This is a genomic window from Gracilibacillus sp. JCM 18966 (genome assembly GCF_055392695.1).
The window spans coordinates 2,439,428-2,465,025 of record NZ_AP043883.1; the positions used below are offsets into that span (position 1 = coordinate 2,439,428).

The 25,598-nt window shown below is 36.6% G+C and carries 23 protein-coding genes; 17 read left to right on the forward strand and 6 right to left on the reverse strand.

Annotation, left to right across the window (positions count from 1 at the left end):
• Nucleotides 1-22 precede the first annotated feature (22 nt).
• The 3 genes from ACZ5N5_RS11660 to ACZ5N5_RS11670 all read left to right on the forward strand — a co-directional run bounded on the left by ACZ5N5_RS11660 (nucleotide 23) and on the right by ACZ5N5_RS11670 (nucleotide 3,242).
• On the forward strand, nucleotides 23-1,471 hold the full coding sequence (locus ACZ5N5_RS11660; protein WP_464372423.1) for an IS6 family transposase: 1,449 nt from the start codon (nucleotides 23-25) through the stop codon (nucleotides 1,469-1,471).
• 555 nt (nucleotides 1,472-2,026) lie between these two features.
• On the forward strand, nucleotides 2,027-2,791 hold the full coding sequence (locus tag ACZ5N5_RS11665) for a prolyl oligopeptidase family serine peptidase (protein WP_109985068.1): 765 nt from the start codon (nucleotides 2,027-2,029) through the stop codon (nucleotides 2,789-2,791).
• Between the two features lie 139 nt (nucleotides 2,792-2,930).
• Entirely contained in the window at nucleotides 2,931-3,242 is a 312-nt protein-coding gene (locus ACZ5N5_RS11670; protein WP_054788995.1) for a metal-sulfur cluster assembly factor, read from the forward strand.
• Between the two features lie 64 nt (nucleotides 3,243-3,306).
• Here ACZ5N5_RS11670 and ACZ5N5_RS11675 read toward each other — a convergent pair whose 3' ends face one another.
• Nucleotides 3,307-3,480 (reverse strand): DUF2929 family protein, encoded by a 174-nt coding sequence (locus tag ACZ5N5_RS11675; RefSeq protein ID WP_109985067.1) that lies wholly within the window; start codon nucleotides 3,478-3,480, stop codon nucleotides 3,307-3,309.
• 234 nt (nucleotides 3,481-3,714) lie between these two features.
• Here ACZ5N5_RS11675 and ACZ5N5_RS11680 point away from each other — a divergent pair, with 234 nt between their 5' ends.
• The 5 genes from ACZ5N5_RS11680 to ACZ5N5_RS11700 all read left to right on the forward strand — a co-directional run bounded on the left by ACZ5N5_RS11680 (nucleotide 3,715) and on the right by ACZ5N5_RS11700 (nucleotide 8,310).
• On the forward strand, nucleotides 3,715-4,677 hold the full coding sequence (locus ACZ5N5_RS11680) for a BMP family ABC transporter substrate-binding protein (protein WP_054788994.1): 963 nt from the start codon (nucleotides 3,715-3,717) through the stop codon (nucleotides 4,675-4,677).
• Nucleotides 4,678-4,890: 213 nt separating this feature from the next.
• A complete protein-coding gene (locus tag ACZ5N5_RS11685) occupies nucleotides 4,891-5,826 on the forward strand; it encodes a beta-ketoacyl-ACP synthase III (protein WP_109985065.1) in 936 nt (311 codons plus the stop codon).
• Between the two features lie 29 nt (nucleotides 5,827-5,855).
• Complete coding sequence (gene fabF / locus ACZ5N5_RS11690) at nucleotides 5,856-7,094, forward strand: beta-ketoacyl-ACP synthase II (protein WP_109985064.1); 1,239 nt, start codon at nucleotides 5,856-5,858, stop codon at nucleotides 7,092-7,094.
• Between the two features lie 226 nt (nucleotides 7,095-7,320).
• Nucleotides 7,321-7,479 carry a hypothetical protein gene (locus tag ACZ5N5_RS11695; protein WP_464373781.1) on the forward strand — a complete coding sequence of 53 codons (159 nt, stop codon included), beginning with the start codon at nucleotides 7,321-7,323 and terminating at the stop codon, nucleotides 7,477-7,479.
• Nucleotides 7,480-7,554: 75 nt separating this feature from the next.
• Nucleotides 7,555-8,310, forward strand: coding sequence for a DUF3603 family protein (locus ACZ5N5_RS11700; RefSeq protein ID WP_054788993.1), 756 nt, complete (start codon nucleotides 7,555-7,557; stop codon nucleotides 8,308-8,310).
• A 91-nt stretch (nucleotides 8,311-8,401) separates the two neighbouring features.
• Here the strand turns inward: ACZ5N5_RS11700 and trpS are convergent, their stop codons facing one another.
• Nucleotides 8,402-9,397, reverse strand: coding sequence for a tryptophan--tRNA ligase (gene trpS / locus ACZ5N5_RS11705; RefSeq protein ID WP_277679636.1), 996 nt, complete (start codon nucleotides 9,395-9,397; stop codon nucleotides 8,402-8,404).
• Between the two features lie 604 nt (nucleotides 9,398-10,001).
• Between trpS and ACZ5N5_RS11710 the strand changes: the two genes are divergently transcribed.
• A complete protein-coding gene (locus tag ACZ5N5_RS11710) occupies nucleotides 10,002-11,480 on the forward strand; it encodes an aldehyde dehydrogenase family protein (RefSeq protein WP_277679628.1) in 1,479 nt (492 codons plus the stop codon).
• A 154-nt stretch (nucleotides 11,481-11,634) separates the two neighbouring features.
• Here ACZ5N5_RS11710 and ACZ5N5_RS11715 read toward each other — a convergent pair whose 3' ends face one another.
• From ACZ5N5_RS11715 to ACZ5N5_RS11725, 3 genes are read right to left on the reverse strand one after another with little or no spacing between them, the layout of a single operon-like run.
• Nucleotides 11,635-13,641: a carbohydrate-binding domain-containing protein gene (locus ACZ5N5_RS11715; RefSeq protein ID WP_464372531.1), complete on the reverse strand. Its 2,007-nt coding sequence runs from the start codon at nucleotides 13,639-13,641 to the stop codon at nucleotides 11,635-11,637.
• 15 nt (nucleotides 13,642-13,656) lie between these two features.
• Complete coding sequence (locus ACZ5N5_RS11720; protein WP_054788990.1) at nucleotides 13,657-14,340, reverse strand: DUF4956 domain-containing protein; 684 nt, start codon at nucleotides 14,338-14,340, stop codon at nucleotides 13,657-13,659.
• 33 nt (nucleotides 14,341-14,373) lie between these two features.
• Complete coding sequence (locus ACZ5N5_RS11725) at nucleotides 14,374-15,075, reverse strand: polyphosphate polymerase domain-containing protein (protein ID WP_464372532.1); 702 nt, start codon at nucleotides 15,073-15,075, stop codon at nucleotides 14,374-14,376.
• 238 nt (nucleotides 15,076-15,313) lie between these two features.
• Between ACZ5N5_RS11725 and ACZ5N5_RS11730 the strand changes: the two genes are divergently transcribed.
• The 3 genes from ACZ5N5_RS11730 to ACZ5N5_RS11740 all read left to right on the forward strand — a co-directional run bounded on the left by ACZ5N5_RS11730 (nucleotide 15,314) and on the right by ACZ5N5_RS11740 (nucleotide 18,765).
• On the forward strand, nucleotides 15,314-15,997 hold the full coding sequence (locus ACZ5N5_RS11730) for a response regulator transcription factor (RefSeq protein ID WP_054788989.1): 684 nt from the start codon (nucleotides 15,314-15,316) through the stop codon (nucleotides 15,995-15,997).
• Complete coding sequence (locus ACZ5N5_RS11735) at nucleotides 15,981-17,393, forward strand: HAMP domain-containing sensor histidine kinase (RefSeq protein ID WP_109985056.1); 1,413 nt, start codon at nucleotides 15,981-15,983, stop codon at nucleotides 17,391-17,393. Before ACZ5N5_RS11730 ends, ACZ5N5_RS11735 begins: the two co-directional genes overlap by 17 nt.
• A 130-nt stretch (nucleotides 17,394-17,523) precedes the next feature.
• Nucleotides 17,524-18,765 carry a trypsin-like peptidase domain-containing protein gene (locus tag ACZ5N5_RS11740; RefSeq protein WP_054788988.1) on the forward strand — a complete coding sequence of 414 codons (1,242 nt, stop codon included), beginning with the start codon at nucleotides 17,524-17,526 and terminating at the stop codon, nucleotides 18,763-18,765.
• A 101-nt stretch (nucleotides 18,766-18,866) separates the two neighbouring features.
• Here the strand turns inward: ACZ5N5_RS11740 and ACZ5N5_RS11745 are convergent, their stop codons facing one another.
• Nucleotides 18,867-19,226, reverse strand: coding sequence for a DUF3899 domain-containing protein (locus ACZ5N5_RS11745; RefSeq protein WP_054860558.1), 360 nt, complete (start codon nucleotides 19,224-19,226; stop codon nucleotides 18,867-18,869).
• Between the two features lie 293 nt (nucleotides 19,227-19,519).
• Between ACZ5N5_RS11745 and ACZ5N5_RS11750 the strand changes: the two genes are divergently transcribed.
• From ACZ5N5_RS11750 to ACZ5N5_RS11770, 5 genes are all read left to right on the forward strand, one after another.
• Complete coding sequence (locus ACZ5N5_RS11750) at nucleotides 19,520-21,196, forward strand: peptide ABC transporter substrate-binding protein (protein ID WP_464372533.1); 1,677 nt, start codon at nucleotides 19,520-19,522, stop codon at nucleotides 21,194-21,196.
• A 344-nt stretch (nucleotides 21,197-21,540) separates the two neighbouring features.
• A complete protein-coding gene (gene opp3b / locus ACZ5N5_RS11755; RefSeq protein WP_109985052.1) occupies nucleotides 21,541-22,473 on the forward strand; it encodes an oligopeptide ABC transporter permease in 933 nt (310 codons plus the stop codon).
• Complete coding sequence (gene opp3C, locus ACZ5N5_RS11760) at nucleotides 22,473-23,621, forward strand: oligopeptide ABC transporter permease (RefSeq protein WP_464372534.1); 1,149 nt, start codon at nucleotides 22,473-22,475, stop codon at nucleotides 23,619-23,621. Before opp3b ends, opp3C begins: the two co-directional genes overlap by 1 nt.
• Before the next feature lie 19 nt (nucleotides 23,622-23,640).
• Nucleotides 23,641-24,690 carry an ABC transporter ATP-binding protein gene (locus ACZ5N5_RS11765; protein ID WP_109985050.1) on the forward strand — a complete coding sequence of 350 codons (1,050 nt, stop codon included), beginning with the start codon at nucleotides 23,641-23,643 and terminating at the stop codon, nucleotides 24,688-24,690.
• Nucleotides 24,683-25,597: an ABC transporter ATP-binding protein gene (locus ACZ5N5_RS11770; protein WP_109985049.1), complete on the forward strand. Its 915-nt coding sequence runs from the start codon at nucleotides 24,683-24,685 to the stop codon at nucleotides 25,595-25,597. The genes ACZ5N5_RS11765 and ACZ5N5_RS11770 overlap by 8 nt, the downstream gene beginning before the upstream one ends.
• Nucleotide 25,598 lies beyond the last annotated feature (1 nt).

Sequence of the window (25,598 nt, forward strand, 5' to 3'; positions counted from 1 at the left end):
CCCTAAGAAAGGTTGTGACAAGTTGTTACCTCAATTTATATACTATTTACTTCAATATATCAAGTATCAAGAACGAATTATTTATGCTTTACTAGGCATGGTGTTAGGTAAATCTATTGCTCGACCAGCTTATGATGAACCTCTCAATCAACCTTATCGAAAATTACAAGTCGATGAGATGCCCATCATCGAAAAGCTGGAAAAACTAGATTTTCAACAATTATTGAAGGCGTACCACCTTCAATATGGCAAGGTATTAAAGCCAGTCGCCCGCCGGAAAAATAGTGTGGTGAAAGTTCCAGCGACGCTCACCTGCCCAAAATGTACAGCTCCTTCTGATTACCTTTATGCCAATAATGGAGACAAAGGACAGTATTTGTGTAAGGTGTGTGATTGTTTATTTAATCAAAAGAATCGTTTTGCGAAAGAAGCTATCCTTAAATGTCCCCATTGTTCTTACGTGCTAGAACGCATTAAAGAACGTAAAGATTTTGATATTTACAAATGTAAAAACAACGGTTGTTCTTTTTATCAACGTAACTTACGCCATATGACCAAAGAAGAGAAGCAACGTTTTAAAGAAGATCCGCAAGCATTTAAGGTGCGGTATCTCTTTCGTGCTTTTCGTTTTGATTTCCAGCCGATGGCAGCTACATCTCCCGTGCAACCGAAAGTGGATTTGTCTCGTATTCACGCTTCTCCACACGTTTTAGGATTGATCTTAACGTATTATGTCAATTACGGGATCGGTGCCCGCAAAACAGCTGCCATGATGTACGATATCCATGGGGTGAAGGTCTCCCACCAAACGATTCTTAACTACATAAACAGTGTGGCACTTCGGATGAAACCCTTTGTCGACCATTATCCTTATCAGCTATCAAACAGCTTTTGTGGCGATGAAACCTACATCCGTGTCAAAGGGCGCTGGCATTATCTTGTCTTTTTCTTTGATGCGGTGAAAAAGCTCATCCTAGCTTATCCTGTATCGCCGCATCGTGATACAGAAGTCGCTGTTCGCGCGATAGATGATGTCTTACAAAAGTTTGGTGAGAAAGATAAACTCCCTGACAACTTGAACTTTGTAGTAGATGGTAATCCTATTTACATCTTGGCACAGCATTACTTTGCGCAACATGACATCCACTTTGATATCACTCGTGTGATTGGCTTAACCAATGAAGATCCGGTGTCAAAAGAGTATCGACCGTTAAAACAAATCATTGAGCGCTTAAACCGTACGTTCAAAGGCAACTATCGTCCTACGACTGGGTTTGGTTCAGAAGCTGGATCCGTATCTTTTGTCACCTTATTTGTGGCTTATTTTAACTTTTTACGTCCTCATGCCTCATTGGAGCAAAAGGTACCTGTGACGCTTCCTGAATTAGCTAATATCCAGTTCATGCCTGGTAAATGGGTACAACTACTGGCGTTAGCGGAGGACTTCTTGGCAGAAAAGACATCTGCTTAACCTACAACCGTACGGCTAATCACTTAGCCACCGTGAAACTGCTTGCCCTTGACTGTCGTGCCCCTTCTTAGGGATCAATGGTTGGGGACGGGGCCCCGGCCATTGGAGCTTAGAAGGGATCGGTCGTGGTACGCTAGACAGGCGGATGGGAGCCGTATAGGCTTTATTTTTGCCATCCGCCAACGGAATCACTACCACGACCGCAAACAAAGTCAAGGGTGGCGGCCGACAGCAGAGCAGGTCACAGTAGCCAGTGTAGTAAAAGCACTGGTTTATTTGACACGGCCTCGTTTATCTCCACTCTCTGGTGCTAATTTTTTTCTTCTTGAATTCCCAACCATTTTAAATTATAATCTACAACTTCACCTTATTATCTGGAACTTTATTTCCATCCCATTTAGTTTTCATAGAATTTTTTACAGTTCCCTGTAAGTATAGTCTAAATGGGAAACATATGGTTGTAAAGTTCTTGTATATTTTCGTTTCTATATTTTGCAAGTTTTTCTGGAAAAAGCTATCATGAAGATAGAATAGATATAGAAAGGACAAAATGTTATGATCATCGTAAATAGAGAATCCTGGAATGAGATCCCATTACTTCATGTAGTGGAAGCGGAAAAAAAAGAACAGCCTTTACCTACCTTAGTATATATACACGGTTATACGAGTGCAAAGGAGCATAATCTAGATATTGCTTATATAATAGCTGAAAAGGGCTACCGTGTACTCTTACCAGACTGCTTACTTCATGGGGAAAGAGAAGGAGATATAAAGTCAGAGGAACGAGAATTACGTTTTTTTGAGATTGTAAAACAAAATATAGATGATGTGGAAAGTATTTATGAGACGTTAGTTACAAAGCATTTATTGGAAAAAGATCGTTTTGGACTTGCAGGTACGAGCATGGGAGGGATCACAACAGCTGCAGCCCTTACCCAATTTTCTTGGGTGAAAGCAGCAGCGATCCTAATGGGTTCTCCTAAATTGACAGCCTATGCGGAATTACAAATCCAATTGATGGAAAAGAAAATGGGTGAGCTTCCTATTCCTGAGCAAGAAATCAACCTTCTATTATCAGAATTGAAGGAAATGGATCTATCCCTGCAAGTGGAGAAGCTTTTCGGACGTCCATTATTCTTTTGGCACGGGGAAGAGGATAACGTTGTTCCATTTGCCCATGCATATAATTTTTATGAGCAAGCTATCGATCATTACAAAAACCCGGAAAATATTCGATTTTTCCGAGAAATGGGACGTGGACACAAGGTTAGTCGATTTGCTATCGTGGAGTTTACTAATTGGTTAGAATACATGCTTTAGCATCAGAGCATTTATAACAGAGCAAGCCATTTTTACTTTATGGAGATATTGTTACAAAAGACGTAAATGATTTAAATTTTCTTTCATTTTGTTATAATGTTATTAAGTAATGCTTTACTTTTTTTAAGGAGGGGTTATAATGGATCAAGCACTTGAGGATAATCTAATGGGAGCTTTGGAAAATGTTATTGACCCAGAGCTTGGAATAGATATTGTTAATTTAGGATTAGTATATGGCGTTGATCTGAATGAAGAAGGAATTGCAACAGTAACGATGACACTGACAGCAATGGGCTGCCCGCTAGCAGGTCATATTGAGCAAGACGTCAAGCGTGTAATGGAAGATATTCCAGAGGTAAAGGATACAGAAGTAAATATTGTCTGGAGTCCACCTTGGTCCAAGGATCGTATGTCCCGTTATGCTAAAATCGCTCTAGGTATTCCAGATTAAACCATTACTTAAATAAAACCCTTGTCTTAATCGAAGACAAGGGTTTTATTATGGATCTGTTTGTTTAATTACTTTCTTTTAATACGCCATCACCGAGCAAGATAACAATAATACTAAAAATGGCAGCAAGTGATAATACAGAAGGTACATGTAAAGTCTCACCAGCCATGCTTGCAAGTACGTATCCTATCACGAAAGAAATGATAACCGCCCAAACAATTGTCATAATATATTTCATCTAACATTCACCCCACTTTTATAGGACCAATATGTATTTTGAATAATTTAATAATCTATTTTACACCAAATTAATTTTATCAAAACTTTGGAAGAAAATAAAGAGTAATCTTTGAACACTTCATTTCTGGACAATTTTGGTTTACCTTATCTGCTGAAAACGGTAAAATAATAGTTATATACCTATAAATTGAACATTTGTACGAATCATTATGCATTTCAAGGAGTGCGTATATTGGAAAAACGACTAGGAATTATATTATTCACATTATTAGCCATGTTAACCTTAACGGGATGTTTTCCATCAAATTCGTCCCAGAATATTGAGAAGGTGGGTATGCTCATTGAGCACTCGATAAATGATCAAACATGGGGAAGTAAAGGATATCATGGTTTACTCGATATAGAGAAAGAATTGGATATGGAAGTATACTTTAAAGAAGGTGTACAAACCCAACCACAGGTAAATCGTGCAATCGAAGAGTTTGCGAATCAAGGAGTCCAGTTAATAATTGGTCATAGCAGTACATATGGACAATTCTTTCATACGATTGCCTCTTCTTATCCTGATATTCAGTTTGTTTATGTCAATGGTGCTTATTCAGATGACAATCTTATTAGCTTAAATTTCAACTCTATGTCGATGGGATTCTTTGCTGGAATGGTAGCGGGTAGAATGACAGAATCTGATCATGTAGGCATTATTGCAGCATATGAATGGCAGCCAGAAGTAGAGGGTTTTTATGAGGGAGTAGCTTATCAGAACCCTGATGCAAACATAAATATTCAATATGTCTATAGTTGGGATGAGTCAGAAATTGCTATGGATCACTATCGCAATATGGTAGATAATGGGGTAGATGTGATTTATCCGACTGGGGATGCCTATAGTATGAAAGTAGTAGAGGAAGCTCAAAATGACCAGATTTATTCGATTGGCTATGTTAATGATCAGCAGTCGATAGGTGGACAATCTGTCTTAACAAGCACCATTCAGCATGTAGATAAATTATATCTTTATGCGGTAGAACAGATTGAAAAAGGCGAGCTAGAAGGTGGTATTTATAATTACGGCTTCACGGAAGAAGTAATTTCAATGGGACCTTACAGTGATGAAATACCAGAAGATTTTCAAGATCATTTAGATGAACAATTAAATGAATATATAGAGACAGGACTACTTCCAGATCACAAATAGGTGTGGTAACCTTTCTATTTACTTTTGTGTCCGAGCCTCATTGGAATGGATAGCCATAACAATTTGTAGGGAAGGATGAACATTTTCGTTATGTATCATGAAAAATAGACCAGTTGTGAGAAGATTTGATACTTGAAAATTTACTTGTTTTCGCTTAAAATTAGTACCAAGTCTTAATAATTGATATTAATTCCTTTGAGAGGAAGGATAATAATGAAAGCAGGAGTTTTAGGAACTGGTCATTATGCTCCAGAGAAAATTTTAACCAATAAAGATTTAGAGAAAATAGTAGATACTACGGATGAATGGATTCGTACTAGAACAGGAATAGAGGAGCGAAGAATTGCCTCAGATGATGAGAACACCTCTGATATGGCATTAAAAGCTGCAGAGGATGCCTTAAAAGAAGCAGATCTTACTGCTGAAGAACTAGACTTAATACTTGTGGCCACTGTTACACCAGATCAGCCATTTCCTACGGTCTCATGTATTTTGCAGGAGAAGCTTGGTGCAACAAAAGCAGCTGCAATGGATATAAGTGCAGCATGTGCTGGTTTTATGTATGGGATGATTACAGCCAAGCAATTTATCGAATCAGGTGATTATAAGCATATCTTAATCGTTGGTGCCGAAAAATTATCCAAAATTACCGATTGGGAAGATCGTAATACATGTGTCTTATTTGGAGATGGTGCTGGTGCTGCGGTTATGGGTCCAGTAAGTGATGGCAAAGGCGTTTTATCCTTTGAGTTAGGTGCAGATGGAAGTGGTGGAAAGCATCTAGCCCAACAGGATGAGCATATCATAATGAATGGAAGAGAAGTATTTAAATTTGCTGTACGTCAAATGCCAGAATCATCTGTTAAGGTGGTTGAAAAAGCCGGACTTGCTAAAGAGGATGTTGATTATTTAATACCTCATCAAGCAAATATTCGAATTATGGAAGCTGCAAGACAACGGTTAGGAATCGATGAAAGTAAAATGGCAGTCAATGTGAATCATTATGGAAATACATCAGCTGCTTCGATACCAATTGCTTTGTCTGAAGCTGTAAAAAAAGGTAAAATAAACGATAATGATTTAGTTGTCTTAGTAGGTTTTGGTGGTGGTCTTACATGGGGAGCCGTTGCTTTAAGATGGGGAAAATAACGTAAAATTAGATAAAAGGAGGAATATTCATGGGTAAAAATAGGGTTGTCGTGACCGGATTAGGAGCAATCACACCATTAGGAAATGAAGTAGATCAATTTTGGGATCATTTAAAAAATGGTGTATCCGGTATTGATATTGTTACTAAAGTAAATAAAGATGATTTTCCTGCAAAAGTAGCAGGCGAAGTGAAGGACTGGGATCCTACACAATATATGGACAAAAAAGAAACCAAAAGAATGGACTTGTTTACCCAATATGCAGTGGCTGCAGCGAAAAATGCGGTAGAGGATGCCAATCTTGAAATTACCGATGAAATTGCGCCAAGGGTAGGTGTTTGGATTGGTTCTGGTATTGGCGGAATGGCAACATATGATGAACAATTTAGAAGGTTTATGGACAAAGGCTATCGTCGTGTCAGTCCATTCTTCGTACCTATGCTTATTCCGGATATGGCCGCTGGTCAAGTCTCGATTCAGTTAGGTGCAAAAGGAATTAATAATTGTTCTGTTACTGCATGTGCATCTGGAGCTAACTCCATTGGAGATGCTTTTAAAGTCATTGAGCGTGGGGATGCAGATTACATGATCACTGGTGGTGCGGAGGCTCCACTAACACCAATGGCATATGCCGGATTCTCCACAGCAAAAGCATTATCTTTTAACGAAGACCCAAAAACGGCCAGTAGACCATTTGACAAAAATCGTGATGGATTCGTTATGGGAGAAGGTGCAGGAATTATTATTTTAGAATCATTAGAATCCGCCCAAAAACGTGGAGCAAAGATTTATGCGGAAATTGTTGGTTATGGTGCTTCAGGGGATGCTTATCATATTACTTCACCGGCTCCAGAGGGAGAAGGGGCCGCAAGAGCGATGCAACAAGCGATTGAAGATGCGGATATACAAGTAACGGATATAGATTATATTAATGCACATGGTACTAGTACAGAATATAATGATTCATTTGAAACTCAAGCCATTAAGACAGTTTTCGGAGATCATGCCTATCAATTAGATGTTTCTTCGACGAAATCAATGACTGGACATCTATTAGGAGCAGCAGGTGCAGTGGAAGCCATTGCATGTGTGAAAGCTATTCAAGATGGGATCTTACCTCCGACCATTAATTATGAAACACCTGATCCAGATTGTGATCTTCATTATGTTCCGAATAAAGCAAAACAAAAAGAAGTGAATATTACTTTGAGTAATTCATTAGGTTTCGGTGGGCATAATGTTTCTCTAATTTTTAAAAAATATCAGTAATACAAGTACAATAAATCCTGTTTCCATATTGGGGAACAGGATTTATTATGTTTATAGCCTTCCAATTGCAGAAATGATGGGTGGGAATTTACACTCTATATTGATCCACTCATATGTGAGGATACTTGTACATATAATGAAATAAATTAGGTGGACAAGCGGGTGAGTAGTTTTGATCTATGCATTAATATTTCTAATAGGATTCGGTTTTTCAGTCTCTGGAGGCATGTCACTTATATTGTACTTGAATTTTATACCGGCTGGGCTCACTTTATATGACTATATCGCACTTATTCAAACAAAAGTAGAATGTTATTTTTTTATCATAGGTCTGATTCTCATGGGTTTATCGATCCAGAAGCTGACCATTTTATCTGTTAAATAATAGAAGAAAAGAATAATTCATTCCATTTTGGTCATACTGTTTGATAAGAAAAAGCATAAAGTGAGGTTTGGTCATATGTTATATTTGCATGATGTATGGGTAAATTGGTTTGAGGGTGAAGAAAATGGTTATAATGTATGTCCATTTCATGAATGGAGAACCTCTGATGGTATTGAGATACTAGATCAAGTTCCTGTTCTACTTATTGATCCCAAGACTTATCAATACATTGAAAACGACTTACAGGACTTACCTAAAAAGATGCTTGACACCATTTATAAAAGAGCTTACATAAGAAAAAATCAAGAACGAAAAGTATTGGAATATGCAGCCATCATATCTGACGGCAGATCAATAATGGCATTTGATACTATGGGTTTTCAAATTCCTGTCCGAAAGAGCAGGTTAATTCCAAGGCAAGAGAGATTGGTTCTTGAATTAATTGAGAGTCGAGAACCCACGGTATATCAAGTACCCTATCAAGAAGAAAAGGAATATCATATTCTTTCACTTCCACCTGAAAGAATGAAGGGATTGACTAGAAAAGAAAGACAGCTCAAGCAATTGCTAATGGTTGCATTGGACCAGTTAGAGGTTTCAAAATGTCTCGAGGAAATAAGGTACTGGCTAACGGAATGGAAGCCAGATCAATATCATGCTATTAAACGGATGAGTTTTCAAGAGGCATGGAATACACTATATAAAGAATTAATCGAAGGATGGTCGGAAAAACACGAATATTTCTGCAAGCAAATCATTAAAGGTCAAACCTATTATGAAACGATTTGGGATCAAGAACATGATAATTCAACTACAAAATCTGTGCGATAAGGAATTGAAAACCGGACTTTATTTTTTAGCAAAGTCCGGTTTTTCTTGTAGAGATAATTTGGAACAACAGAGAGGAAGAAATCCTTTACGTTTACCTTTTTTTCTTCACTCGTCCGAGACCTATGGCTTTCTTCGCTTTTGCTAGCATTTTGTTAGCAACAAAATTCGCTTTTTCCGCACCTTCATCTAGAAGTCTATCTAGCTCATCGGAAGCCATTAATTTCTCATATTTTTCTCTAATAGGGCGTAATGTTGCCATCACCGCATTTGCTGTTTCCTGTTTAAATTCTCCATAACCTTTTCCGTCATACTTTCTCTCAAGATCTTCTACACTCTCACCAGTGCAGCTAGCATGAATGGTAAGTAAATTACTAATTCCAGGCTTATTTGTTTTATCAAATTTTACGATCCCATCCGAATCAGTAACCGCACTTTTAATTTTTTTCTCGATTTGCTTATCTGTGTCTAACATAAGAATCGATGCTTTTAAGTTCTCATCAGATTTACTCATTTTTTTTGTTGGTTCCTGTAAGGACATTATTCGTGCACCTACCTTAGGGACACGAATTTCAGGAATCGTGAAAATATCGTTATATCTATTATTGAATCGTTGAGCAAGATCCCGGGTTAGCTCTAAATGCTGCTTTTGATCATCACCTACTGGTACGATATCTGTTTTGTAAAGTAATATATCTGCCGCCATCAATGGGGGATAGGTAAGAAGTGCGGAAGAAACTGCTTCTTTTCCATTCGATTTATCTTTAAACTGTGTCATTCGTTCTAACTCACCGATATAGCTTATTGATTGTAAAATCCAGCCGAGCTGTGTATGTGCTGGTACCTCTGATTGAATAAACAAAATAGACTTTTTCGGATCAATACCTGAAGCTATGTATAATGCAGCAAGAGATTTTATATTTTCTCTTAATTTTAGTCTTTCTTGTGGAACAGTAATGGCGTGTTCATCAACAATACAAAAATAGCAATTGTTTTCTTCCTGTAGATCGACAAAATGTTTCATTGCGCCTAGATAGTTTCCAAGTGTTAAAGTACCACTTGGTTGAATTCCTGAAAAAATTGTTTTCATTATCGTCACCTCTTGATATATAGTTAAGATCACTTTTTGGTATAAAACGGGCTAAATAGAGTTTATCATATGTTTTAAATAATTTCTTATTTGTTGGATTTTGTTACTGAACTGAGGCATTGATTACGTATTTTGTTCCTACCCTCCCCAGCATTATAGCATAGACACAAAAAGTACTAAATTCTTTCGAAAATAGAATGGATTGAAACTCATTTTTAAGCCCAGATTCCCAGAAAATGAAGTTTACAGGTCTTATAAAACGCATATCAAACCTACTTTCCTCACCAAATGAAGTTTACAGGTCTTATAAAACGCATATCAAACCTACTTTCCTCACCAAATGAAGTTTACAGGTCTTATAAAACGCATATCAAACCTACTCTCCTCACCAAATGAAGTTTATAGGTCTTATAAAACGCATATCAAACCTACTCTCCTCACCAAATGAAGTTTATAGATATAATAAAACGTATTCCAAACCCAAGATCTGGCTAAAATAAAGTTCACTACCTCTGTAGGATTTTACGATTTCAAATTATAGTGTGAATTAGATATTTAGTGGAAGAGCATACTATAAAAAATTTTAACGAAAGGAAGGAATCATATGTCTAAAAATCCGATTGTAATTGATGCTATTATCAATGGGGAAAAGTATAAAACGGAAAAACAAGCCCCACGTGAAAACCCAACAAATCCAGAGGAAATAGTTGGGTTTTCACCAGTAAATACACGAGAAGACACAAGAAAGGCCATTAATGTAGCATATGAAACGTTTACTACTTGGAGAAGATCGTCTATGGATGAAAGAATAGAACGGATGAGTAGGGCGATCCAAAAAATAAAAGATGCTACCCCAGAAATTGCACAACTATTATCACGGGAACATGGCAAAGCACTTTATGATTCGAAAGGAGAAATAGCTGTCTCTCTAATGTGGATGGAATTTGCGTGTGATAATGTAAAAGAAGTTTTGAAAAATGAAGTGCAAAGACATGATAATGGTAAAACTATTATAGCCAAAGATGCTATTGGCGTCGTATCTGCTATCACACCATGGAATTATCCGATTTCCCTTTCGACAATTAAGGTTGCACCAGCATTATTAGCAGGTAACACGATGGTCTTAAAACCGAGTCCGTTAGCCCCGTTAGCTGTAAGTAAAGTAATTGAATTAATTGCAAACGAATTTCCACCAGGAGTGTTAAATCTTGTTCACGGGGAAGCGGACGTTGGTGTAGAGTTAACATCCAATCCAAAGGTTGCCAAAATTGCCTTTACAGGTGGGACAGAAACAGCTAAACATATTATGAAAGCAGCGGCAGATACAATCAAACATATGACACTTGAATTAGGTGGTAATGATGCAGCAATTGTTTTAAATGATTTTGATGTAAATGATGAGAAAGCAATGAGGCGGATTGTCATATCTAATTTTCTTACTGCTGGACAAATATGTATGATTGCTAAAAGAATTTATGTTGATAAATCAATCTATGATTCATTTGTTGAAAGGTATATTGAGGCAGCTAATAAATGGATTCGAGTAGGAGACCCATTTGATAAAAATGTGACGATTGGTCCTGTTAATAATGAAAAGCAAGCAAAGTATGTCCAAAGTCTAATTGATGATGCTAAAAGTAAAGGGGCTCAAGTTGTGAAACTTGGTGAAATACTTGATCAAGCTCTTTATGAGAAAGGTTACTTTATGCAGCCTACCGTCGTTTTAGGAGCAAGTCAGGATGATCCAATCGTTGTTGAAGAACAGTTTGGTCCGACGGTTCCTATTTTACCTTTTGAGGATGAGGAACATGCAATCCATCTTGCTAATGACAGTATATTTGGATTGACTAGTTCTGTATGGGGAGAAGAAGAACATGCCATTGAGGTTGCCAAACGTATACAGGCAGGTACGACGATGATTAATACAGCCGCCGTTCAAGGACTTGATGTACGTTTTCCATTCGGTGGTGTAAAGCAGTCTGGAATAGGACGTGAATATGGAAAAGAAGGGCTTCTAGCTTATACAGATACACATGTCATAAATGTTCCTGATCAGTTAGATTTGCCGTATATCCCTGAGTAAAGAGTGTGAATGAGAAAAGCAGTGAATACAACAAAAAGTAATAGGGACTGTATAATTCTATAATGGCATAAAAGTTTGAATATAAAACAATCAAGCTAAGAACGTCTCTTACATTCTTAGCTTGATCTTATGTTTACTGAAAGAATTTCTATCCTTATTGATTAAAATCTTTTCTTTGTCCCCATCTACCACCTTTAGGATTGGATTGTTGTTCAGTGACACCCTCCTCGTTTAAATAGGTCATAGCAGTGTTTAAAGTGAATTCAATTGCTTGAATTCCCTCTTGATAGTCAGCATTCTCATATACACCATCTACCTTATCTCCTGTTATGCTTCCACCATTATAAAGGATGTAATTTTTACCTTGTTGTAAGTCCTCTGAGCTTATTAAAATTGTTTGAAAATCTTTTTCAGGTTCAATAGCAAGTATTTTTTCCCCATTACTATTTTCCAGATATAAGGTAGTTTCTGCGTTTTGAATTTCTGAGTATGTCATCATAATAGTAGATTGGCTGGAGTCTTCTGATACTCCTTGAGCCATGCCACTACTACCAACAGCCACTAGTGTGCCACCTTCGATGTTAAACGATTGATCATAATCAAGTGATCCATTTCCAGATGAGGATGGTCCATAAACTAGCACTATTCCACCTGTCATGGTTATCGAGGTATTTGAATCTAGTCCATCACCATTTGCGTCAACATATAAATAACCATCTTCAATTAGAAGTTCACCAGTTTCTGTAGTCTCTTCGTTTGATTCACTTGTTGTCTCGGTATCTGTGTTACTCATTCCCGGCATGTTAGCATAATTACTACTACTATTCACATTAACCCCATCATCCTCAGCATGAATATGAATATCACCACCGGTTATTGTAATATTTAATCCTTCTAATCCTTCATAGCTTTTCTTCACATCTATCGTTCCATTTTCTATTTGTACATCACCATCTGCATGAATTGCATCATCCCCAGTGGATAGAAAAAGATCTCCGTCAGATATAACCAAATTTTTATTACTGTGTAGAGCATCATCAAAGGAGTCAATTGTGAAAGAACCATTAAGAATATGAATTTCTTCGTTTGCCTTTATTCCTTTTGTACTTTCTGTATCTTCTGTTTCATCTTTATTTTGACTAGAAGCTTGAGGTGGATCCCCACCATTAGAAGGAAAGTCTCCTTCTGGTAAATCCGATCGATCAGTATTGCTTGGCATTTGTGGCATATTTTCGGGAGGATTTTCTCCATTAGGAATTTCTCCCATTCGATCAAAATCTGTAGTAGTGCCTTCTATTTCTTCTGGACTTCCTCCACCAGATATAATAGAATACTTTCCATCTATACCATATACAGATTTTTCTGCCTGAATACCATCCCCACCTGCCTCGATGTTAAGCTCTCCATTTTCTAGGATGATATTACCTTTTGATTCATCCTCATCATTGGATGACTTTACTCCATCACCTTTTGCATCGATCGTGATCGAAGCCTTCTTCATTGCAAACAGATCTCGACCGACGATACCGTCATCTATAGAAGTGATATTAATAGTACCACCAATAATCTTAAGGGCATCACGACTCGTTATACCATCGTTATAATTTCCATTTATTTTTAGAGTACCTGAACCATTTATTGTTAAATCATCTTTGCTAAAAATCGTTGCTTCTGGTTCATCTGTTTCTTCATCCGCGTATACATATTCTGTTGCGTCAGTTAATGTGTTTTGGGTGTCTTCTTCTAATGAAATAACTGTTTTCTCTGCTTGGTTAATATAAATAGGTGCACTCGTCGAGGATTGGAGCGAGACACCATTTAATATTAGTCGTACTGTTCCACTATCTTCTGCATCTACTACAATTTGTCCATCCTCTAATGTTCCATCTATTACATATGTCCCTGAAGTGTATATATTGATTTGATTTTGAGAGACAAGGACAGAATCATTTTCTTCTGCGATTACTTCTTTCCCATCTAGATGAATGGAGATGGCCTCTTGGTCCTCCCAGCTCGTATAAGCATCATCCGTGTCATATTGCACCAGATTATTTATAAGCTCATCCGTAGCTTCTCCGTTCTCCTGACTACAACCACTTATGGTGATAATCAAGATCACAGAAAGGGTTAAAAACCACCTATAATTAATAATTCTTTCCATAATGTTCACCCTTTTTTAGGCTGTAAAGTTTCCATCATAGCTAAGCATTACAGCGGTTTGGACTCCTTTTATTCTAGCAAGTTCAGAAGTGATATTAGAATCATTATCTTTCACACGAATTTCATAGGTTATCTCTTCATAGTCCTCTATCATTGATTTTGATTTTAGGCTAAACCTCTTCGTATAGGTTTTGACAATTTGTTCTAACTCTTCATTAACTGCATTTTGATCATATTTTATAATTAATAGATAGGGATTTTCGACTTTGATCTTATTAGCGAATATAAGTAACACTAATCCTATGAGAACAGAGCCAATTACTGCTAATAGAATAAAACCTGCACCACATAATATTCCAGCTATGACGGACCAGAATAAGTATACTAAATCCATTGGATCCTTAATCGGTGTACGGAAACGAACAATCGATAAAGCACCAACCATACCAAGAGATAACAGAACATTCTGACTAATCCCCATAATGACTAAAGCAGTAGCCATTGTCATTATTACTAAAGAGATATTGTAGGAATGGGAATATATGACCCCATTAAAAGTTTTCTTATATATGAAGTAGATAAACAACCCGACCATAAATGCCACACCAATTCCAAGTAAAGCATCAATAATAGAAAAGGATGAGGTTGTTTCTAAAAAGCTTGATTTAAAAATATCTGAAAAATTTGTGATAGAATTCATTTTTTCTCTCCTAATGATTTAATATTTTTACTGTTAGCCATACATCCGACTTAATTGATATTTAGAGTAGGCTTCTTGTCTTGTATCTGATAGCTGTAGCAAATGTTTTATTATTTCAGGTAGATATTCATCATATTTCACCTCCAAGATGATAAGATTTGGCTCGAGAACATCGACCATCGGTAGCTGCTTATGAAACATGTCTGTATTGTAAAGACTGGATTGTATTTTGCTATCAAAGGTAATGCGAACATTTCCAAATGGGTATATTAGCGGCTCTCGTTCGTAATCGACAACTGTTGTAGGTTTGATTTGGTTATATTTCATTTCTGTGTATAAATCTCGAATGAGTGGTCTTTCGTCATGCTCCATCCAATCAATATCTCCAATTCGCCATTTTTCAAATTCCCTACGGGTGACCATACATTTTGATTTGAAGGTTAAATTATTACGTTTACTCTTTCTTTCAAGATTAATGTAGTGATCCCTTTTTTCATAAATGCGAACTCGATATTTGTCTCGATTTAAATAACCTTCCTTCTTCTCATTTAGAATACGATTGGAAAAGTTATCAAAATAAGTAGAACGAATGCGATACTTTCCGCTTGACCCTGCATTGGGATCCCTGCTCATAAAATGAAGTAGCTTGCCGCGCAGGATATGATATTCTGTTTGTGATATTGCGTACTTACGTTCACGACGTCCATTAGGATGAAAGGATGTCTGAAAGGTCATTGAGCTGCCTCCTTCTGTTCGTTTTGTTATCATGTTAATCGCTGGAACAATTTTTAGTTTATAAAGGAAATGTGTCAGGAAAATGTCAAGTAAATTTTTTGTAAATATTCATTTGGTTTTTAGACATATGGCTGACTTATGGATCTGATAAAAAGAAGTATGGCAAGTTTCTCGATTTCTCATTATGTGGTAATCTAAGGATAAACTCGCCAAATATAAAGAAATCAAGGTGAAATTAATGGTCAAAATATTAATAATTGAAGATGAATTTTCAATTAGTCAAGTTTTAAAGGCATATTTACAAAAAGTGAACTATCAGGTAGAACAAGCTTATGATGGAGAAGAAGCGTTGGATAAGTTCGATACCATCTATCCAGATTTAGTTCTATTAGATGTTATGCTTCCGGGTAAGGATGGCTGGGAAATATTAAGAGAGATAAGAATGGAAAGCAACTGTCCCGTTATTATGTTAACCGCGCTAGGAGAAGTGAATCATCGATTAGAAGGGTTAAATGAAGGGGCAGATGACTATATTACGAAACCCTTTGTGGCCGATGAAGTAGTGGCTCGGGTAAAAGCTGTGTTAAGACGGTCACGGGCAGACCATGAAAATCCTATAAAACGGTATGGACAGTTAGAGATTAATATAAGAGCACATCAAGTAATCCTTAATAAAAAGAATGTTACACTCACGCCTCGCGATCTTTCTGTATTAATGTTCTTAGCAGAAAATCCAAACCAAACATTTACAAGAGAGCAGTTAATTGAACATGTATGGGGCTGGGATTATGAAGGTAGTGATCGTGCAGTCGATCTTGCTATTAAACGAATTCGTAAAGTACTAAATACTTGGCCAAGTTCTGAAGGAGAAATTAAAACATTAAGAGGATTGGGGTATCAGCTACGTGTTAATCAAAAATAAGAGAAGAGTCTCACTGAGACGGTACTGGACCAGCCGATATTTATTAACACTTTGCATTGGACTAATCGTCATTGCACTTATTTCCGCATTTTGGATTAGGCATACGACATTAGAAAATCGACTAAATATGATGACGATTATGGCGGAAAGTATGGCTGATCGTATTGTATCGGCAGAGGATGAGGGACCAGAACCAGGTAGAAATGACTTTTTTAGAGAGAAAGAAGGAGAAAAACATTTCGAGATTGACCCGTTTACTTATATTATCGACACTTCAGGGGCTATCCTTTCAAGTAACCGACCTGGAGGGCCGATGGCAGGGGAAATTCATTCTTCAGTTTTAGAAAATGATGATACGATTCAACAATTTACACTTAGCGATACTCGTTTTTATGTAGTTAAATATCCGATAGAAATCGATGGATCCACATTGGGCTGGGTCGTTATGTTTGAGTCAAAGCAAAATCTATCACGAGTAAATCAGGAATACACTCAGCTAGCCATTATGATCATCGGACTTGCTATACTTGGATGGGCTGCTATCTACTTTTTGTCTAAGCGGTTATCTAAGCCAATTCAAGAAGTGGCAAAGGCTGCGAAACAAGTGGAGGAAGGGAATTATCAGATTGATTTGCCAAATGAAAGTAAAGAAAAAGAAGTTCATGAGTTAATTCATTCCTTTAAAGAAATGGCATATAAGCTTGAAAAATTAGAAGCATTACGAACAGAATTATTAGCAGGTGTTACACACGAGTTAAAAACACCAGTTACCTCTATTAGTGGATTACTCCAAGCGATGAAGGATGAGGTGGTTACAGGTGAGGAGGCAAAGGAATTTTTGACGATTTCCTTAAACGAAGCAGATAAAATGAAAAAGATGGTAGAGGATTTACTTGCCTTTAATCAATTTGCTGCAAATGCTTTCGATGTTAATATGGAGGTACACGATATCAATGATGTTGTGGAAACTGCCGTTTATAGCTGGAATATACTACATGAGGATATGAAGATTAACCTTACCAAGCTAAAATCACCGACTAAGGTAAATGTTGATCCAATTCGTTTACAGCAAATCATGACAAATCTTTTAAACAATGCAAAGCAGGCGATGGAAAATCATCAAGAACCAGTAATTAATATAAGGTTACAAGAGGATAGTTCACAAATTAATATTGATGTAGAGGATTGTGGAAGGGGAATTCCGAAAGACGAACAACCCTTTATTTTTGAACGCTTTTACCGAGGAGAAGAAAAGAAATATAAAATGAGAGGACTTGGACTAGGATTACCTTTAAGTAAAATGATTGCCCAAGTACAGGGGGGAGACTTAACCTTGCTAAGTAGTTCACAGAAAGGTACCACTTTTCGAATATATCTACCAAAAAACAACAGTTGATTTTCAACTGTTATTTTTTTGTGAAACAGATAAATCTAGTTTAGACATCTTCCTGACATATTCGCGGATTATAGTAAAAAGTGTAATAGACAGAAAAACACCATTAACTATCGAATATGGAGGGCTAGAAATGTTTCAAGATAAAAAAAATCAAAATAAAGATGTACAAAGGGAAATAAATAAGAAAAACGATAAATATAAAGGGATTTTTAAATCTATTTCTGCTGGAGTCGTAGGTTCTGTTCTCACATTAACGATAGTTGCTCAGACAGGTTTTCTTCAGACAGAAGAGCCAGCGAATCTTGCTGTTGAGGAGCCTATTGCAGAGGAACAAACGGTAAATTCAACATCGGATATAAACATCGAGCAAGTAACAAATTCTAGTTCAACCACTGCTGACATTGTAGAACAAACTTCTCAAGCAATTGTAGGTATTACGAATATACAAGTGCAACAGTCCAATCCATTTTATAGTCAGGGATTTGGACAGCATCAAAATCAAGAAAGTGAAGAGATAGAAAGCGGAACAGGCTCTGGAGTTATTTATCAAGTAACTGACGACGCTTTATATATTATTACAAACCACCATGTAATAGAGGATGCATCTACTATTGAAGTAACACTTTATACGGAGGAAACAGTAACAGCAGAGCTAATAGGTTCTGATTCTTTAACAGATCTCGCAGTATTAAAAGTAGAAGGTGAATACGATATAACTTCGTTAGCTTTTGGTGACTCTTCCGAGCTAAGAGCAGGAGAAGAGGTAATTGCAATTGGAAACCCACTTGGTCTTGATTTGTATGGGACGGTAACTCAAGGAATTGTTAGTGCAGTGGATCGTACAATTGAGGCATCTACGTCAGCTGGAGTGTGGGATATGGAAGTAATTCAAACAGATGCAGCAATTAATCCTGGAAATAGTGGTGGTGCTTTAATCAATACTTCTGGAGAACTTGTAGGGATTAACAGTATGAAGATTGCAGATAATGATGTGGAAGGCTTAGGTTTTGCGATACCGAGTAACAATGTCACTACTATAATTGACCAGCTCATGGAAAATGGTCAAATTATTCGTCCATATTTAGGCATAACAATGGCAAATATTTCGGATTTACCGTACTACACAAATACTACATCAAGTGAAATTACAGATGGTGTTATCATTACAGCAATCGATGAAAATGGAGGAGCTGCTCAAGCTGGTTTGCAAATCGAGGATATTATCGTATCAATCAACAATCAAAATGTAGCAACAGCAAGCAATTTAAGAAAATATTTATATTCAGAGCTTTCAGTCGGTGATGTTGTGAATATTCAATTCTATCGTCAAGGCGAATTACAGGAAGCGAATGTTACCCTATCTAGTAATTAAAGGGAGAAATATTATAAAAAAATAGCAGGATTGCAAAGAAAAGCAAGTGAGAAATGGTCAGGAAGTTCTTCACTTGCTTTTTCCATATCTAAATCAATGAATTAGTAATAAAAGAGGATTAGCAGAATAATCATTAGTAATAATAGGAAGCTTCCCTGTAAAAGGAAAAATATCATCCAATTTTGATTTATTTTTTCTGAAGGTAATTTATCGTCACTCCACGTGGACGCCCAGTTTTTTTGTTTGGTTATTCGAGTGAATACTTTGCGAAAACTATTTGCCGTAATATCAAAGAATCGTCTAGAAATAACGAATAATAGGAGCCCTATAATCAGGTAAAAACTGCTTATATAAAAAATACTATTAATCAAATGCAGTAATGTAAGCCCTTTATTGAGTAAAACTGTCAGAATGGAACATAGTATTACATGGAGGAAAAATATGAAGAAATGTTTTTTCATCTATTGAAGCTCCTTTCTGGTTCTGTTCCTATTATTAAAAATTAACACGAATTTAGCAAATAATAAAATAGAATTTCGTAAATTAACTGAAAAATGAGAAAACTCGAAAAAATCGGAGTATTCGGACGATTTACTGAGATATAGTTCATTAAGATTATAAAAAATAGGTATTATGAATCAATTTAGTCGGTTTAAGTAAAAAAATGCTGAATAAAAAAAGGGTTCTCTGTATAATAGTCATTGCAAGTTTACAATTACTTTACAAATCAAATTACTTTAGGAGGATTTATGAGATGAAGCAAAAAAGTGGGCTTTTGCTACTAATTTTTACCATTTTAACTTTTGTCTTAGCGGCTTGCTCGTTTGAAAACGATAACAGTTCAGACGACAAGCAAAGTGAAGAAGGTAGTTCAGAGGAAGAGAATGTCTTAAGAATTGCAGAAACTGCAGATATTCCAACAATGGATCCGATTATGACGGAGGACAATGTTTCAACACTTTGGATTGATACTGTTTATGAAGGTCTTTATCGACAAGCTCCAGGTGGCGAAATTGTATCAGGAATTGCGAAAAAAGAAGAGACAGAAGTAAGTGATGATGGTTTAACATATACTTTCCATTTACGTGAAGACGCGAAATGGGCAAACGGAGATCCGGTAACAGCACAAGATTTTGTTTATGGTTGGCAACGTGCTGTGAACCCAGATAATGGTTCTTTTTATGGTAATTACTTAATGAGTGGAAAAATAAAAAATGCAGAACAAATATTTGCAGGTGAATTACCTCCTGAAGATTTAGGTGTAAGTGCACCAGATGACTATACTTTCGTTGTTGAATTAGAAGTTCCTGTTCCTTATTTTGATTCATATGTTATTAATTCTAACTTCTTACCTGCACATAAGGAATTTGTTGAAGAACAGGGAGATCAGTTTTCTTTATCTCCTGAGGGCATTTTAGCGAATGGACCGTTTAAAATGACAAGCTGGCAAGCTGATAGTGGTTGGGAGTTAGAAAAGAATGAAGAATATTGGGATGCTGAAAATGTAGCCTTAGATGGGATTTCTGTTAAAGTAATTAAACAGGCAGACACGAGACTATCTAATTATGAGGTTGGAGAATTAGATAGAGTGACTTTACAAGGTTCACAAGTAAGTGAGAATAGAACAAGCCCAGAATACCAAGTATTATCAGAAACTGCTGTATTTTATATGAAGATGAATCAAGAGTCTTTAGAGAAAAGTGAATATATGCAAAATAAAAACTTTAGAATGGCATTGGCTAAAGGTTTTGATAAACAAGCATATATAGATGTTGCTTATGGTAATGATTCAACTCCTATTGATTTTTATGTTCCAACAGAATTTATTCAACATCCAGAAACGGAAGAAGACTTCCAAACTGGAAGTGATTTATTATCATTTGATGTAGAGGCAGCGCAAGAATATTGGGCAGCTGCTAAAGAAGAATTAGGTTTTGAAGAGGTATCTTTAAGCTTCTTAAGTGGTGATACAGATACGGCGAAAAGTATTAGTGAAGTAATGAAAACGGAATTAGAAAAAAATCTAGAAGGTCTAACAATCGAAACGAAGAATGTACCATGGGCACAGCAATTAGACCTCATGCGCGAAAAGAATTATGAACTTGCTGTTTCTGGTTGGGGGCCAGACTATTTGGATGCTGTTTCATTCCTTGATGTCTTCGTAACTGGTGGAGAGAACAATGATGTTGGCTATTCAAATGAAGAATACGATTCGCTTGTTAAATCAGCGAAAACTGATTTAGCACTAGATCCTGTTGCACGATTTGAAGCATTGCAAGATGCTGAAAAAATTCTACTAGAAGATGCAGCAATTGCGCCAATTATGCAAAGAAAAACATCTGTACTAGTTAAGGATTATGTAGAAGGTTTAGATGTTCGAAATCCGTTTGCTAATAATTACAGCTTTAAATACGTGGAACTAAACAAATAAAAATCACTGATTAACTTTAATTAATTAAGAGAGTATAGCGAACATATTGTTGGCATACTCTCTTTTCCCCTGTTATCTAAAAAATTTGGAAAATTTTGAATTTTAAATAAGATAAGAAAATATAAAGAGAGATGACTAGCTCCAAGCGCCAAAACTAAGTGACTTCCCGAATCCGTAATACGAAGAGTCACATCAATTTGTATTATTTCGGCTTTGTGAATTGATTGACTAAAACTGTCACTTCGACGGACAAAGTCGATCCACCTGTAGGATACTGGTGCAGTCGCTACGTTTTAATCTGGTGCTTTGTGCTTTTCATTCTAATAAAATAGGAGGTGGTTGGAATGGCAAAATATATTACAAAACGAGTGATTTATATGGTCATCACTCTATTTATAATCATATCGGCAACCTTTTTCTTAATGAAAATGATGCCAGGCTCCCCTTTTAATAATATCGGCGGGAAATTGACGGTGGAGCAAGAGGCGTTCTTAATGGAACAATATGGCTTAGATGAGCCTGTCCCTGTTCAATATGTAAAATATATAACGGGTATTTTCCGTGGTGATCTAGGCGTGTCATTTCAATATGATAATCGTCCTGTTACAGACATAATACTTGATCGAATTGGGCCATCTGCCCACTTAGGAGCACAAGCATTAATTATTGGTTCCATACTAGGTATCATTTTAGGGATGTTTGCAGCAATAAGACATAACACTTGGGTAGATTATACATCCAATATTTTAGCGGTTATTGGAATATCAATACCGTCTTTTGTGTTTGCTGGTTTACTTCAATATTACTTAGCGGTAAAATGGAGACTTTTTCCTGTTTCGTTCTGGGAGTCACCGATTTATTCTGTCCTTCCAACAATTGCTTTAATGATTTTCCCAATGGCAATATGTGCAAGGTTTATGCGGACGGAAATGTTAGAAGTATTAGGGTCTGATTATATTGAATTGGCACGAGCAAAGGGAGTATCTAATAGGATCGTTATGTTTAAGCATGCTTTAAGAAATGCACTTATCCCTGTGATTACAGTGTTAGGACCTATGACAGTTAGCTTAATGACAGGAACCTTAGTTATCGAACAAATTTTTGCTATACCTGGTATTGGGGAGCAATTTGTTATTTCAATTAGTACGAATGATTATCCAGTTATTATGGGGACAACCATTTTATTTGCGATACTATTTGTTTTAGTTATTTTAATTGTCGATCTATTATACGGCTTGATTGATCCAAGAATTAGAATTGCAGGAGGGAAGGATTAATGGACAAAGATACAAAAGGAGCTAACAAAGAAAAGTTTCAACGTGTCCATTTGCAAGAGGATTTAGGTGAAGAGCTTACTCGTCCTCAACTCTCCTATTGGAAGGATGCTTGGATTCGTTTAACGAAAAATAAAGGCGCAATTGCTGGGTTAATAGTCATTGTATTTATTGTTTTGCTTGCATTAATGGGTCCTTTAATGAACGATTATTCGATGGAAGAAGCAAATTATGATGCAGCATATTTACCAGCAAAAGTAAAAGGCTTAGAGTGGCTAGGACTAGATGGGCTTCAAACGTATGAAGTACAAGGGAAATCAGAGGAAGAAGCACTTAAACGTGGTCTAGAAAGCTATGATATTGAAGAAAAATATGTGGAAAATGTTGAAATAGTTCAAGAACCAAGTGAAGATAATGATAATTATTATACTGTTGCAATGGAAGTAGACATTTATGCAGCAAGAGGACAAGAGGATAGCTATTATTGGTTTGGAACAGACAGCATGGGTCGAGATCTTTGGACAAGAATTTGGAAAGGTACACAAATCTCTTTATACATTGGTATCTTAGCAGCCATGATTGATATGATTGTTGGTGTACTATATGGCGGTATTTCTGGCTATTACGGTGGTCGTGTTGATAATTATATGCAACGTGTCATTGAGGTTTTATCAGGTATACCTAATTTGGTTGTCGTCATCTTAATGATCATGTTACTTGATCCAGGTTTATTAGCGATAACAATTGCCTTAACGATCACAGGCTGGATTGGCATGGCACGTATTGTACGCGGGCAAGTTTTAAAATTAAAAAATCAAGAGTTCGTGCTTGCGGCAAGGACTTTAGGTGCTAATGATAAACGAATTCTAATGAAACATCTAATTCCAAACGTAACAAGTGTCATTATTATAAACACAATGTTTACCATACCAAGTGCGATTTTCTTTGAATCGTTTTTAAGCTTTATTGGATTAGGTCTACAACCACCAGTCGCATCATTAGGTACTTTAATCGATACAGCATTTGATGATTATCGTGTATATCCTTATATGTTACTATTTCCTGCTGTGATTATATCTCTATTGATGATTGGTTTTAATATATTAGCAGACGGTCTAAGGGATGCATTAGATCCTAAGATGAGAAAATAGAAAGGGAGGTGGACGAAAGTTGGATTCTATTTTAGATGTAAACAATCTACATGTTACATTTGATACGTATGGTGGAAGTGTACAGGCCGTGAGAGGTGTGAATTTTTCTTTAAATAAAGGAGAAACTCTCGCAATCGTTGGAGAATCTGGTTCAGGTAAGTCTGTTACTACAAAAGCATTAATGGGGTTAGTAGCAAAGCCAGCTGGTAAAATCCCTAAAGGGGAAATTTTGTTTGAAGGAAAAGACTTAACGAAATTATCAAATAAACAAATGCAAAAAATTCGTGGTAAGGATATTTCGATGATTTTTCAAGATCCGATGACTTCCTTAAACCCAACAATGAAGGTTGGAAAACAAATTATGGAGGGCTTAATTCTTCATCAGAACCAGTCCAAGCAAGAAGCAAAAAAACGAGCACTAGAATTATTACAATTAGTTGGTATTCCTGATCCGGAAAAAAGAATCAATCAATATCCACATCAATTTTCAGGTGGGATGCGTCAGCGTGTAGTTATTGCGATTGCACTAGCTTGTAATCCAAAGGTATTAATTGCTGATGAGCCAACAACGGCATTGGATGTGACTATTCAAGCACAAATTATTGAGTTGATGAAGAATATTCAGAAAAAAATGGAAACATCCATTATCTTTATTACACACGATTTAGGCGTAGTTGCCAATGTGGCAGACCGTGTTGCGGTAATGTATGCGGGGAAGATAGTTGAAATTGGAACAGTCGATGACGTTTTTTATAATCCGAAACATCCATATACTTGGGGATTATTAGGTTCAATGCCAACAGTCGATAGTCAAGAGGAAAAATTAATTGCCATACCAGGTACACCACCTGATTTAATTCATCCACCAAAAGGAGATGCATTTGCAGCAAGAAATGAATTTGCCCTAGCGATTGATTTCGAAGAGGAGCCACCAATGTTCCAAGTATCTGATTCTCATTATGCTGCGACTTGGTTATTGCATGAAGATGCTCCACATATCGAGCCACCTGAGGCTGTAAAAAGACGGATGAAGGGCTTCTCGACTGAGGGGGACAACAAGAATGAATAAGGATAAGATTTTAGAAGTTAAAGAATTGAAACAACATTTTCGCACAAGTAAAAAAAGTGTCATAAAAGCAGTTGATGGTATCAGCTTTGATATTTACCGTGGGGAAACTTTTGGACTTGTAGGCGAATCTGGTTGCGGAAAATCAACGACTGGAAGAACGATAATCAGACTTTATGATGCAACAAGTGGTGAAGTGAAATTTAACGGTGTCGATGTCCATAGCTTGAAATCAAAGCAAGAAATAAAATCCTTCAATAGACAGATGCAAATGATCTTTCAGGATCCTTATGCTTCGTTAAATCCTAGAATGACGGTGAAAGAGATTATTTCAGAAGGTATTGATATACATGGATTAGCCAAAAATGAAAAAGAAAAAACTGATCGAGTTCATGAATTATTAGAAACCGTTGGCTTGAATAAAGAGCATGCATCTCGTTATCCTCATGAGTTTAGTGGTGGACAACGACAGCGTATCGGAATTGCAAGAGCATTAGCGGTTGATCCTGAATTTATTATTGCGGATGAACCAATTTCTGCATTAGATGTATCGATACAGGCGCAGGTTGTTAATTTAATGAAGGAATTACAACAAAAACGAGGGCTCACTTATTTATTTATTGCTCATGATTTATCAATGGTAAAATATATTAGTGATCGAATAGCAGTTATGTTTGCTGGGAGAATTGTGGAATTAGCGGATAGTGAGGAGCTATACAGCAACCCACTTCATTCCTATACCAAGTCCCTGCTTTCAGCTATACCCGTTCCAGATCCAGATTATGAGAGAAACCGTCAAAGAGTTGTTTTTGATCATGATAGCTACAATCCCGAAGGAGCCACTTTAAGAGAGATAAAGAATGGTCACTGGGTGTTATGTACAGAAGAAGAGTTTAAAAAAATGAAGTAAA